The sequence below is a fragment of the Renibacterium salmoninarum ATCC 33209 genome, assembly GCF_000018885.1.
Taxonomy (GTDB): Bacteria; Actinomycetota; Actinomycetes; order Actinomycetales; family Micrococcaceae; genus Renibacterium; species Renibacterium salmoninarum.
In genome coordinates, this window is sequence record NC_010168.1 from 1,332,737 (window position 1) to 1,344,611 (window position 11,875).

Consider the following 11,875-nt stretch of genomic DNA (forward strand, 5'->3'; position numbering starts at 1 on the left):
TGCTCCGCTTACTCTACAGCGCTTGGTAACCGCACCAACATGGAATCGCCAAGGTGAAATGTTCGATGATCCCAGCCGCTGAACTCAACTGGCGCTATTTGCTGTCCGGACCAGTTCGGAAATTGTGCGTCGACTAATTTCCGGACCAGATCAGCGTCAACGGGAACAGGCGTCTTCATAGTTGAGGATCGCTCCTGGCCGAATCGCTCCCTCGAGGCTAGGGGAATGAGTGGCTTTTCAGCGCGCACTTTGAGTTGCTGTACCGCCCAGGTGTTGCCGTCTGGGTCCGCGAAGCCGAAGAAGGTGCCGCCGTCGTCGGGGCTAAAGACTGTGAGCTCACTTGCCTCGACGCCGCGCGAGAGCAGTTCATCGCGTGCAGCCTGGGCGTCAGCCACCACCAGCTGCAATCCGCGCATCGAACCGGGTGCCATTTCACTTTGAGCAGGTAGATCACCAATGACTATCGAACACCCTGATCCGGGCGGCGTCAGTTGAACCACGTGCATATGCTCGTTTTTGGTGTCGTGATCGAGGACAAAACCGACTTGGTCACGATAAAAGGCCACCGCGCGGCCAATATCGCTGACGGGAAGAACAACTACTTCTAACGTCCAATCCATGAGGAGCTCCTTTGCTGGATCCGATTAACTCTTGTATGCCAGAACAATCATTTCTTTACTTGAATCCGCGAGGTAAGGGCTTTCATCCCAGTCCCCTACCCAATCCACTCGGGCGAAGCCAGCTTCCTCTAGTAGCTAAGCCAGCCGTGCTGCTGAGATAAAGCGAAAAGTCGCACGTTCAACAATCTCGGCGCCATCAGAATCAAATTTAGTGCGGCAGCCAAAGTCAACCAGTTCATTATCGACAGAAAAGACGCTGTAGCACTCTTCAATCCGACCGGCGGAAGTTTCTGACACCGAGGGGCTATCTTCGGCGCTGTTCCAGCCCAGCCAAGCTTTAGCTGACGGATTTCGTGACTCAAACATAAATTTTCCCTGAGCCGTCAATCGACTGCTTATCGCGCAAAGCGTCTCTAAAATCGCGGCATCTGAGATCAAACACTGGAATGCGTGTCCCATCATGACAGCGCTATCAAACGGACCATCGGGAAGCACTTTGGCGATACCAGAGAGCCAGCTGACAGCATCGGCCCCCGGACGGTTCCTCGCAAAATCCAACATGGCGTTTGATGGATCCAGCCCGATAACTCGATGCCCCGCTTCGGCTAGTCGAACGGCAAAGGCGCCAGTGCCGCAACCAATATCGGCAACGTATTGCGGTGATTTTGGTAGCTGAGAAAAATAAAAGTCATGATCCCACCGCCCACCATTGAGATCGTCGTAGATCGCCACCAGCCGGGGTTCGTCCTCTGTGTAGTCAGCCAAGCAGCCACTCCAAGGTCAGGATGTACATTCCATCATCGGCGCTTCGATCTCTGCCAATCATAGTAGCGCTGTGCGCAAAATTGAAGCTTCCAGCCCTATCGTCCAAATTGCGGTCTCGGCAGCACTGGCAGGGAAACTAGAGAATACCGCCGGCAGAGCCCTCTTCGGCCGATTCCGGTTGTTCCGCGCTCTTCTCTGAGAGCTCCGAGCGCACCTTGCTAAACAGCACCGCCCAGACCGCAAGACCCGCTAAAGCAGGCACTGTCCAGAAAAGCCACATGTTCAAAAGGAACCCTAATGCAGTGCTAAGTACCATTACCGGAATCATGACAAGCACTCCGGTCACAAGCGAAGCGTCCACCGCGATAGCGCGTTCGGGCGTCATTGTCTCTCCGAAATTTTCGCTGCTCATACCTTCGACGGTAGCAAGCGTGAAGAACAAATCTTGGTTGATTCACCTGCCTCCTAGGAAAGCGCAACCGGTTCGTTACTCAATTCCTCATTTCATGCAAATAGGTGTGTTCTAGATCGCATTGATCGGGAGTGATCGAAGCATAGACTCCTGATATGGGCAATGTTGCAGATAATATCGTGGCCACTCTTGAAGCTAGCGGAGTCCAGCGAGTTTACGGTCTTCCCGGTGACTCGCTCAATGGATTTACTGATGCGCTCCGAGAATCAAAGGTGATCGACTGGGTGCACGTGCGGCATGAAGAAGCGGCGGCATTCGCGGCGGCCGCGGAAGCCACGTTTAACGGGTAATCTGGCCGTCTGCGCTGGTAGTTGCGGACCGGGAAACTTGCACTTGATCAATGGGCTTTTCGATGCGCAGCGTTCGCGGGTTCCGGTCTTAGCTATCGCGGCACATATTCCAAGCTCCGAAATTGGCAGTAACTATTTTCAAGAAACTCATCCCCAAGAGCTTTTTCGAGAATGCAGTGTTTACGTTGAACATGTCTCAACTCCCGAGCAAATGCCTCGTGTACTCAATATTGCGATCCGTACCGCGCTGGAAAAACGCGGGGTGGCGGTCATCGTCATTTCTGGGGATGTGGCACTTGCCCAAGCTGCCTCAGAAGCAGTGAGCAACATCCAGGCAACAGTCTCTGAGACCGTTCCGGCGCCGGCTGAACTCGATCGGGCGGCGACCTTGCTCAAGAGGGCAGAAAAGATCACTATTCTGGCTGGCGCTGGCGCCCAGGGTGCGCACGCCGAGCTGGTCGCTTTAGCTGAGGCGCTTCAGGCTCCGATTGTGCACGCGTTGCGGGGTAAAGAGTTCATCGAGTACCAAAATCCTTTCGACGTGGGGATGACCGGTTTGCTTGGATTTGCCTCCGGATACTGTGCCATGGAAGCTTGCGACACGCTCTTAGTGCTCGGGTCAGACTTTCCCTACCCGGATAAGGCAACAAAAATTCAGCTGGATATTCGCGGCGAAAACCTGGGCCGTAGAACGGCAATCGACTTGGGCCTGGTTGGCGGAGTCAAGGAAAGTATCCGGGAACTTCTCCCCCGACTTAGTGCCCGAAAGCCGGGTAAACATCTCCAAGCCTCGCTGGAGCATTATGCAAAGACTCGCAAAAAACTCGACGATCTGGCCATGCCGCGCAAAGACGGCCAGCCGATTCATCCGCAGTATCTAGCCAGACTGATCGATCAGCTTGCCGACGACGACGCCGTCCTGATTCCGGACGTCGGCTCACCGGTTGTTTGGGCTGCTCAGTATTTGACCATGAACGGTAAGAGACGAATGATTGGGTCCTTCAGTCATGGCTCGATGGCGAATGCGTTATCGCATGGTATCGGCGCTCAAGCCTCGCACCCGAAGCGTCAGGTAGTTGCGTTAGCTGGCGATGGTGGGTTGGCGATGCTCTTGGGTGAATTGATTACGCTCACTCAAAATAAGCTGCCCGTTAAAGTTGTGGTCTTCAATAACTCCTCGCTCAACTTCGTCGAGCTCGAGATGAAGGCCGCTGGCTTTGTTACTTTTGGCACGGATTTGGTCAATCCAGACTTCGCCGCGGTAGCTGAAGCTATGGGGATCAAAGGATTTAGCGTACAGAACTCTTCTCAGCTGGAATCCGCTTTAAGCGAGGCATTTGCTCATCCAGGACCGGCATTAGTTGATGTGCGCACCGAACGGCAGGAGCTATCTGTTCCACCCTCGATCACGGTAGAACAAGCCAAAGTTTTTGCACTATATGCCCTGCGTACGGTGATGTCAGGTAGAGGCGATGAGCTGATTGACCTGGTCAAGAGCGATGCACGGCAAATTCTCTAGTGAAGAAGTACATCCTGTTCGATCATGACGGCGTGCTGGTGGACACCGAATTTTGGTACTTCTAAGGCTGCCGAAATGGCGTTGCGCGAGATTGGCCTAAATCTGGACCAAGAAAAGTATCTTTATGGACATGAGCCTAGGCCTCGGCAGCTGGGTTCAAGCCAAGGCTGCCGGTGTTGATGTGGAAACCATCGACAAGCTACGGATAGCTCGTGACACCAATTACCAACAATATCTTCGCACCGAGCAGATCGAGATTCACGGGGTACTTGATGCCCTCCCTGAGTTATCTCGACACGTCAGGATAGCGATTGTCACTACATCGAAGCGCGCCGATTTCGAACTCATTCATGAACGACGGCGGATCAGGGACTTCATGGAGTTTGTCCTGGTACGCGAAGACTACAAACTGGCCAAACCCCAACCAGATCCGTACCTTGCCGGACTAAGCCGCTTTGGCGCATCTCGCGATGAGACCTTGGTGGTGGAAGACTCTGCTCGTGGATTGCGCTCGGCCATCGCTGCTGGACTAGATTGCGTGATTGTGCATAACGAATTCACCAGCTCTCATGACTTTTCCGAGGCAAATGCTCGAATCCAATTACTTTCGGAGTTGAATGATCTGGTACTAAATTGGCATCCATGAGTTTCATCGGAAAGATGTTTCGACCATTGCGAGCCGGTCAAAAGTACAGTTTCTGGCAGCGGTCCGCTTTTAACGCTCCGGAGACTCTGGTGCTATCAAGCTCCGAGTTCGACGCAAACGCAGCCCACTTACTGAAGCACGCAGGCAAGGGACTGGGAGAAAATATTTCGCCACAGTTGAGCATCGAAAATATCCTTCCTTCAAGCATCGGCGTTCTGCTATTGCTCGAGGATTCTGATGTTCCGCTACCCAGGCCAATCGTTCACACCGTGGCTATTTTCAATGCCGAACTGATCGTGAACGGCACCGTAACGCTGGCCGCGGGTGCACTCACAGAGAACACCCTCATGCCGGCAAGTTTTGGCAGACGAGGTTACGAGGGGCCACACCCGATTGCTGGGCATGGCCCGCACCACTACGAATTCAGTGCGTATGCGTTTTCGGCTGATGATGCGGCCGCGTTCCGCATCAAATCGCTTAAAGCGCTGAAGTCGCTGCCCAGTGGAAAAATCCTCGCGCGAGGCAGGCTCGTGGGATCTTTCGAACAAAAATAATGAGCTGATCTCTGCTTTGCCCAGGCAGCAACTATTTTGTTGTAAAGGCTGAATCAAAGGCGGTTTCGCTGGGCGTAATTCTGGCGAGCTGTTTGACCAAAGCCAATGCTTCTGGAGCGCCAATTAGGCGGTCCATACCGGCGTCTTCCCACTCAATGCTGGTAGGTCCGGTGTAACCAATTGAATTCAGCATCCTGAAGACTTTGTCCCAAGGTACATCGCCGTGTCCGGCCGAAACGAAATCCGAGCCCCGGCGCGGGTCGCCCCAGGGAAGTAGCGATCCCATTCGACCGTTACGACCATTCAGTTGTTTGGTGGATTCCTTGACGTGTACGTGATAAATCCGGTCCTGAAAATCATAGAGTAAAGGCCATCGGATCTAGGTATTGCCAGATGAAGTGTCACGGATCAACATTCAGTCCAAAGCCCGGTCGATTGCCAATAGCATCGAGTGTTGCTCGGGTGGTCCAGTAATCAAAGGCAATTTCCGAAGGGTGAACCTCTAGCGCAAAGCGAACACCAACCTCATCAAAGACCTCAATGATCGGATTCCACCGGTCGGCGAAGTCTTGGTACCCGCGTTCGATCATAGAGTCAGGCACTGGAGGGAACATCGCCACAGTTTTCCAAATGGCTGAGCCGGTAAATCCGGTCACCGTCTTTACGCCCAGCCGCGCAGCGGCACGAGCGGTCATCTTTAGCTCCTCTGCTGCACGTTGCCGTACACCCTCCGCCTCGCCGTCGCCCCAAACCCGAGCAGAGACAATACCTTGATGACGCTCATCAATCGGGTCGTCGCAAACAGCTTGCCCGTTCAGGTGGTTTGAGATTGCAAAGACCTGCAGGTTATTTTTCGCCAGAATATCCAGTCGACTTTGCAAATATGCATCGTCTTCAACCGCCCGCCACACATCCAGGTGATCGCCCCAGGAAGCAATCTCTAACCCGTCGAATCCCCATTCTCCGGAGCGGCGGGCAACCTCTTCAAATGGCAAGTCCGCCCACTGGCCTGTAAATAGTGTGGTTGGACGCGCCACAGTATCTCCCGCACTTTCGATAGAATTCGTCTTACTTATGACGCTATACAAGCAGAAGTGCATAGTCAATGAATTCGCTTGCAGCAGCTGCTTTCAATGCCTTTATTGCCTAAGGTATTTTCATGACAACGATCGATACTTACCTGCAAGACCTACCCGCCGATCAACAAGCAGTAGCCGCTTCGCTTGCTGGCCTGCTTAGCAGTAATCTTCCCGACGCCACGGGGCAACTTTGGCACGGTCATCCCGTTTGGCTGCGCGGTAAGGAGCCAATTGCTGGCTTTCAAGCATTTCCGAAATACGTCACACTGATGTTTTGGTAAGGGCAGCAGTTCCAGGATGGTTCTGGCAGGCTAGCGGCATCCGGCTCGGCACAGATGGCAAGTCTAAAGATCGCATCAGACGATCAAATTGATGATGATTTGTTCGTCGGCTGGATCAGCCAGGCTGCCAAGCTATAACAACGTGCGCTCTAGTAGAGCCCATCCAGCCAGCTCTGCCAAGCAGCTTCGTTGGTTGCGGCACCGGGCTCAAACTCATGGACGGTCATACCCACGACTTGGCCGAATGCATTCCGGCCAAAAAACCGATACATCGCTGACGATGTGCGAACACCCGCAAAGTGTTCTGTGGCATAGTCCAGAACGCCGCGAATTTCGCCGATGCCTGGAACGGTAAAGCTAACTTCAGTATCTACAGAGGCGTCAGCGCCAATAGCGGATTCAAGGAGTTGAAACCCTGTCGCGGACTGGGACTCTGCCGGGCCTTGGATGTCTGTGAAGGCAGCCTGCTGACCAGCAAAATGCTTTACATACTGCCCTAGCGTGTGTTGATAAAAGTCAGTGTGCAAGCGAACGCCGTCGTACTGGTTTCCACATTCTGTGTCATCCATTTCTTGTAGGAAGACACCAGCGTGCATATATCGAATCCAGGCTCCACCGTCAGCGGCTGCTTCAATTTGATAGTCCAGGGTGTTAAAAAAGCCGTCTGGACCGTCTACGTGATTGGCAAAATGGTTGGGTGGCTCCCAGGCTGTCACTTCGCTGCCAAACGGACCAGCGCCGCCAAGTTTCGGCTCAACTTCCATCGGCCACAGCCAGCCAGAGTTACCGTTGACTACGGCATCCCAGGCTTGGGCGGGCGTGCCATCAACCCGATTTTCGGTGCGAACTTCAAACTTCCTGCTCATGAGCGTTCTCCCTGTTCCGTTCTGATCGTTTGTGTTGTGCGTACCAAGGCTGCGGAGTTTTCCGCTTCCTTTTTCACGCTGGGATGTATTGCGAGCACGATACGGTGCTTCCGCCCGCTGGCGGCAGCAGGCTCGTGATACTTCTGCATTAATTGGCCGATTTGACTGCTTAGATCTTCGATAAAAGCCGCTCGATCAGCTGCGTTTTTGAAACGAACCTCGCCGTCCAAAGCGAAGGTTGAAAGCTTCTGTTTGGCAGCCGTGGCTCCGGTGATGAGAGTGCCAACGTCACGAATTAGCCTGGCTGCAAGAGCGACTAACCAACGTGCAGAGAGGCGATCTCGCCCCTCGGTGGGATCAGGTGCCAATTCGAGCAATGCCACCGGTGAAATAACGAAGCTGGCGGCATTCGCCTGAAGTAGGCGTTCGGTGACGTTGCCTTTTCGACGTTCTTCAACCAAGCTCACTAAGCCCAAGCCTTCTAGAGTCTTGAGGTGATAGTTGACCTTTTGCCGTGGCAAGCCAAGGCGATTCGCTAGCATCGTCGCAGAAGCCGGTTCGCGCAACGCTGCGAGCAAGGATGACCGAATCGGGTCCAAGGCCGCCTCGGCTGTCGCCGGATCTTCGATAATGCTGAGAGCTTCCATGAGCTAAGATTTACGCCAAAAAATTAATTTGTCAAGCATATTTTATTTGTCGGATGAACTTTTTGCTGTGCCATATCGTTTGATGGGTGGGAGGGAAGCCGATGGGATCAGATCACGCTGAAGTGCAGGAGGAAATGCTCTGTACCCTGCACGGCGCGCATGCGGCCGAACTCGGTCGGTTTGTCAATCGACTAACGGGAGACCATGCCTACGCAGAGGACGTCACGCAGGAAACCCTTTTTCGTGCGTGGCAACGTCCGGCGATCTTAGAACGCCCAGAGGCTGCCGTCAGGGCATGGCTCTTTACCGTGGCAAGAAATCTGGTTGTGGACGATTGGCGAAGTGCCCGACGGCGGCACGAAGTAGGCGCCGAAAGCCCTCCAGAGCAGCATCAAGCCGACGCAACTGATCGCGTATTGGACTCCTGGCTAGTCACCGACGCATTGGCCTGCCTTTCGCTTGAACATCGAGAAGTTCTAGTGCATGGCTACTATCGAGCGCTGTCGGTGCGCGAGATTTCGCAGACTTTAGATATCCCCGAAGGAACTGTGAAATCCAGAATGCACTACGCGTTAAGAGCTAATGAGGCTCGCACTGCAAGAGAGAGGGGTGACCCAATGACCGACCACAACGATTCCTTAGCACAATGGGATGCGGCCTATGTATTAGGTGCCCTCTCCCCCGCAGAACGGCATGAATTTGAGATCCATTTGAGTAGTTGTGCCCGTTGCGCTGCATCAGTAGCAGAACTGGCAGGCATGCCAGGTATTTTGGCGGCATTACCAGCAGCCGCCCAAGCTGAAGCGCTGTTGCGCTCAGAGGCTGAACCAGTGCAGGCCTCAGCAAATGTCTTGCCAATGTTGGCTCGCCGGGCACGAAAGTCTAAGGTTCGACGTCGACTCATGACGGTAGCAGCGGGCATCGCGGTGGCAGCCGCGGCGACGACCGTAACCGTCGTCGCGCTTCCGGCCTCACCCATTTCGCAAGTACAAGCAAATGCGGTTCCGCTTAACTTTTCCGCCATCGATGCGCAGCCCGTTACGGTCTCAGGAAAGGCTCTGCCGGTTAGCTGGGGCACGCAGATTGAATGGCGTTGCAGCTATGCGGCCAGTCAGAGCACCCCCGGATATACCGGCGGTGCATCAACCCCGTTCCAATTGGTCGTTGTGGACCGAAATGGCAAAGAAACTGTCGCGGCTAGTTGGGATTCTTCCGACGGTTCGGTAGTTTCACCGGTAACAACGATTGATACCCCGCTGACAGAGATCTCAAAGATTGAAGTCCGTTGGGCTAATTCTGGCAAGGTCGTGGTATCCGCCAAGCTCTGACGGGAGTACTTTCGCTACGAGTAGGCCGCGATCAAGCAAGTTTAAAACTCTTTCTGCTCTGATCGAAGATAGCCACCGAGCGACTTTCATTGAGTTCGCATGCGATATTGACGTCGTCGGCAAATCCGGCGTCGATCAGTTCGCGCCCGCTGGCCGAAGACTTCACCAGTTCGACCAACTGCGCAGCGAACGATCGATAGCTGTCCAAGGCAACGGCTGCATCGATGCCGAGCGCAATATCTGTGGAGATTGCCTTGATTTCGCTGATCAACATGCCAGCTCCCATCAGGTCTTCAACGGCCGGGCGTAGAGAATCATCTGGCCATCGTTCGCCTGCCGAGATGCAAACGACTTTTCCATGATGTTTTTCGGCCAGCCATTTTGCTATGACGCTTGCGTTTCTCAGGCCGGAAGTCAGTACTTTTATGCCGCGAGCCGCCAAATTTGCGCTTCTCGTCGAGCCATTTGGCGAAGGCAAAACAAGTTTTTGCTGCATCAAAGTACCCGAATCGTGCGAAAAGTGGCTCCGAATCGATAGCGGTGACAAAGTCATTTGGCCGGGAGTACCGCGTCGGGCTGCGTACATGGCATCGTTTTGCGCCGCGAAAACAATGGCAGCTTCATCGTTGCCGGCAAACGGCAGTACGTCAGCCCCCGCATCCAAAGCTACTGAAACTGTTGTGGAGAAGCTCAGCACGTCGTGCACTACCGCGATATCGCCGGCACGACATTGGGCGAGCGCCCCGTTCAACCCCCAGCATTGTTCGACTGGCATACTTATCTACCTCCGTTCTCGCTCAGGTGAATCTCTAGCATCCTGCTAGCCTGCAGGAATGGATTCAAACTCTGTCAGTCCAAAGCCCGTTCGGTTCGGAACGGTACTTTACGCCTTTGTTGCAGACCTCGTGCTCATCGTGATTTTCGCCGCGATAGGCCGGGCTAGCCACCAAGAAGAGAGCCCGATTGTCAATGTTCTCAGCACCGCATGGCCTTTTTTGGTTGGTGCAGCCTTGAGTTGGATCGTCGGCCGAGTTTGGCGAGCTCCATTACGGTTATGGCCACACGGAGTTTGTCTTTGGCTTATTACCCTGATCGCCGGAATACTGTTGCGGCTCGTGAGCGGACGCACGGCAGAATTTAGCTTCATCGTCGTGGCTGCCATAGTTTTAGCCGTCTTCCTGCTGGGTCATCGCGTGATTGTCACTGTGATCGCAAACCGCAAAAGTCGCCATCAAGAAGCAGCATAATTTCATCCTGGTGCGTTAGTCTGATCGTGTGATCACCGCATTCGTTCTTATCAAGACCAACGTCGACCGCATCCCTGAAGCAGCTCAGGAGATCTCTGAGATTGACGGTATTAGCGAGGTGTACTCAGTTACCGGTGAATGGGACCTGATCGCCATCGCCCGAGTCGACAAACATGAGCTTTTGGCGGACGTTATCGCAGATAAGTTATCCAAAGTGGATGGTGTCCAAGCGACCACAACCCATATTTCTTTCCGCGCATATTCAAAGCACGATTTAGACGCGGCATTCTCCTTGGGATTCGAACACTAATCTCGTTCAGTGCGCCTTTCGCGGCCACTTTCTCGCCATCGATTCATTTCGAGCTGAACGCCACCCAACGCTGCAGAACGTCAGTGGCAGCGCCGGAACTAATAGCTGTTTCTGCTGTGGCCAAAGCGTGTTGCATCCGCTCCGTCAATGAACCTTCTGCGCTTTGATCGAATGCCACCAGACCGGCTGCGGCGTTAATCACCACAGCATCATGAATTGGGCCTGCTCGGCCGGCTAACGTCTCGGTTGCCACCTGAGCGTTGTAGGCGGCATCTTTACCGCGAAGATCGTCCAGAACAGCTCGTTGAATGCCAATTTCTAACGGATCAAAGCTGGACTCAACGACTTCACCGTTCCGGAACTCCCAGACTTGCGATGGCCCCGTCGTCGTGAGTTCATCTAGACCATCACCGCCGCGAAAAACCAAGCCCCGGCTGCCCCTCGCGGCGAGTACGCCAGCCACAAGCGGTGCCATCCTGGCGTCGGCAACGCCAACCGCAGATGCTGAAACGCGGGCGGGGTTTGTCAATGGACCCAAAAAATTGAATGCCGTCGGAATCGCCATCTCGCGTCGCGGCACCGAGGTGAATCGAAATGAAGGATGGAAAACTTGTGCGAAGCAGAAAGTAATGCCCACTTCGCTCGCAGCACGAGCAACTTCCGGAATTGTCAGGTCTAGCCGCACGCCGAGCGCTTCCAATACATCGGCCGAGCCAGCCGCCGAAGAGGATGCCCGATTGCCATGTTTCACAATCTGAGCGCCCGCACCCGCGCAAACCAAGGCTGCCATCGTCGAAATGTTCACCGTATTAAGGCGGTCCCCTCCGGTGCCAACGATGTCTAGGGCATCACCTGCAAAAGGAAACGGGTTGGCGTTACTCAACATCGAGTCCGCCAAGCCGGTCAATTCAGCAACCGTTTCGTGCTTGGCGCGCAACGCAACGAGAAAACCCGCAATTTGGGCGTCAGTAGCAGCGCCAGCCATGATCGTATCCATCGCCCAGCCTGTTTGTTCCTTGCTGAGATCGCGCCCATCGATCAACTCAGTCAGCAACATCGGCCAACTCGGCTGAGGTGTTGAAGGGACACTTGCTGGGGCACCCGCGGTATCGCTCACCGTACGATGCTATCCGCGTTCAGGCCAAGCGAGCCAATATGACCTCCAACACTGAGCCGCGGAACTTCCGCGAGTTTTCGCACGTTTGTAGAAAAAGATGCTGGCAAAGGTATTTCGTATTGGGCGCTGGGGAG

The 11,875-nt window shown here is 54.2% G+C and carries 13 protein-coding genes and 2 pseudogenes; 7 read left to right on the forward strand and 8 right to left on the reverse strand.

The window, feature by feature from the left end; genetic code table 11:
• Window positions 1–8 precede the first annotated feature (8 nt).
• The 3 genes from RSAL33209_RS06770 to RSAL33209_RS06780 form a co-directional block, all read right to left on the reverse strand.
• Entirely contained in the window at window positions 9–620 is a 612-nt protein-coding gene (locus RSAL33209_RS06770; RefSeq protein WP_012244972.1) for a VOC family protein, read from the reverse strand.
• A 135-nt stretch (window positions 621–755) separates the two neighbouring features.
• Window positions 756–1,385 (reverse strand): class I SAM-dependent methyltransferase, encoded by a 630-nt coding sequence (locus RSAL33209_RS06775; protein WP_012244973.1) that lies wholly within the window; start codon window positions 1,383–1,385, stop codon window positions 756–758.
• 136 nt (window positions 1,386–1,521) lie between these two features.
• A complete protein-coding gene (locus RSAL33209_RS06780) occupies window positions 1,522–1,797 on the reverse strand; it encodes a hypothetical protein (protein WP_145962050.1) in 276 nt (91 codons plus the stop codon).
• Between the two features lie 155 nt (window positions 1,798–1,952).
• Between RSAL33209_RS06780 and poxB the strand changes: the two are divergent.
• From poxB to RSAL33209_RS16190, 3 genes and pseudogenes are all read left to right on the forward strand, one after another.
• Window positions 1,953–3,666: pseudogene (gene poxB, locus RSAL33209_RS06785) on the forward strand (ubiquinone-dependent pyruvate dehydrogenase).
• A 130-nt stretch (window positions 3,667–3,796) separates the two neighbouring features.
• Entirely contained in the window at window positions 3,797–4,312 is a 516-nt protein-coding gene (locus RSAL33209_RS06790) for an HAD family hydrolase (protein ID WP_199533208.1), read from the forward strand.
• A complete protein-coding gene (locus RSAL33209_RS16190) occupies window positions 4,309–4,866 on the forward strand; it encodes a YbhB/YbcL family Raf kinase inhibitor-like protein (protein ID WP_049758892.1) in 558 nt (185 codons plus the stop codon). Before RSAL33209_RS06790 ends, RSAL33209_RS16190 begins: the two co-directional genes overlap by 4 nt.
• A gap of 31 nt (window positions 4,867–4,897) precedes the next feature.
• Here RSAL33209_RS16190 and RSAL33209_RS06800 read toward each other — a convergent pair.
• Window positions 4,898–5,903 (reverse strand): annotated as a pseudogene (locus RSAL33209_RS06800) (sugar phosphate isomerase/epimerase family protein).
• A 122-nt stretch (window positions 5,904–6,025) separates the two neighbouring features.
• On the opposite strand from RSAL33209_RS06800, the gene RSAL33209_RS16195 reads away from it, so the two are divergent.
• Entirely contained in the window at window positions 6,026–6,226 is a 201-nt protein-coding gene (locus RSAL33209_RS16195) for a DUF1801 domain-containing protein (RefSeq protein ID WP_012244981.1), read from the forward strand.
• Between the two features lie 149 nt (window positions 6,227–6,375).
• Here the strand turns inward: RSAL33209_RS16195 and RSAL33209_RS06810 are convergent, their stop codons facing one another.
• Window positions 6,376–7,092, reverse strand: coding sequence for an SRPBCC family protein (locus tag RSAL33209_RS06810; protein ID WP_012244982.1), 717 nt, complete (start codon window positions 7,090–7,092; stop codon window positions 6,376–6,378).
• Window positions 7,089–7,739, reverse strand: coding sequence for a winged helix-turn-helix domain-containing protein (locus RSAL33209_RS06815; protein ID WP_012244983.1), 651 nt, complete (start codon window positions 7,737–7,739; stop codon window positions 7,089–7,091). Before RSAL33209_RS06815 ends, RSAL33209_RS06810 begins: the two co-directional genes overlap by 4 nt.
• A 101-nt stretch (window positions 7,740–7,840) precedes the next feature.
• On the opposite strand from RSAL33209_RS06815, the gene RSAL33209_RS19615 reads away from it, so the two are divergent.
• The gene (locus RSAL33209_RS19615) at window positions 7,841–9,067 is read left to right on the forward strand and encodes a sigma-70 family RNA polymerase sigma factor (RefSeq protein ID WP_325050130.1); all 1,227 of its coding nucleotides are present in this window, start codon (window positions 7,841–7,843) and stop codon (window positions 9,065–9,067) included.
• Between the two features lie 31 nt (window positions 9,068–9,098).
• On the opposite strand, the gene RSAL33209_RS06830 is transcribed toward RSAL33209_RS19615, so the two are convergent.
• Window positions 9,099–9,842 carry a 2-phosphosulfolactate phosphatase gene (locus RSAL33209_RS06830; RefSeq protein ID WP_012244985.1) on the reverse strand — a complete coding sequence of 248 codons (744 nt, stop codon included), beginning with the start codon at window positions 9,840–9,842 and terminating at the stop codon, window positions 9,099–9,101.
• Window positions 9,843–9,900: 58 nt separating this feature from the next.
• Between RSAL33209_RS06830 and RSAL33209_RS06835 the strand changes: the two genes are divergently transcribed.
• Entirely contained in the window at window positions 9,901–10,314 is a 414-nt protein-coding gene (locus RSAL33209_RS06835) for a DUF3054 domain-containing protein (RefSeq protein ID WP_012244986.1), read from the forward strand.
• A 28-nt stretch (window positions 10,315–10,342) separates the two neighbouring features.
• Entirely contained in the window at window positions 10,343–10,624 is a 282-nt protein-coding gene (locus RSAL33209_RS06840) for an Lrp/AsnC family transcriptional regulator (protein WP_012244987.1), read from the forward strand.
• Between the two features lie 43 nt (window positions 10,625–10,667).
• Here the strand turns inward: RSAL33209_RS06840 and trpD are convergent, their stop codons facing one another.
• The gene (gene trpD, locus RSAL33209_RS06845) at window positions 10,668–11,681 is read right to left on the reverse strand and encodes an anthranilate phosphoribosyltransferase (RefSeq protein WP_049758894.1); all 1,014 of its coding nucleotides are present in this window, start codon (window positions 11,679–11,681) and stop codon (window positions 10,668–10,670) included.
• Window positions 11,682–11,875 lie beyond the last annotated feature (194 nt).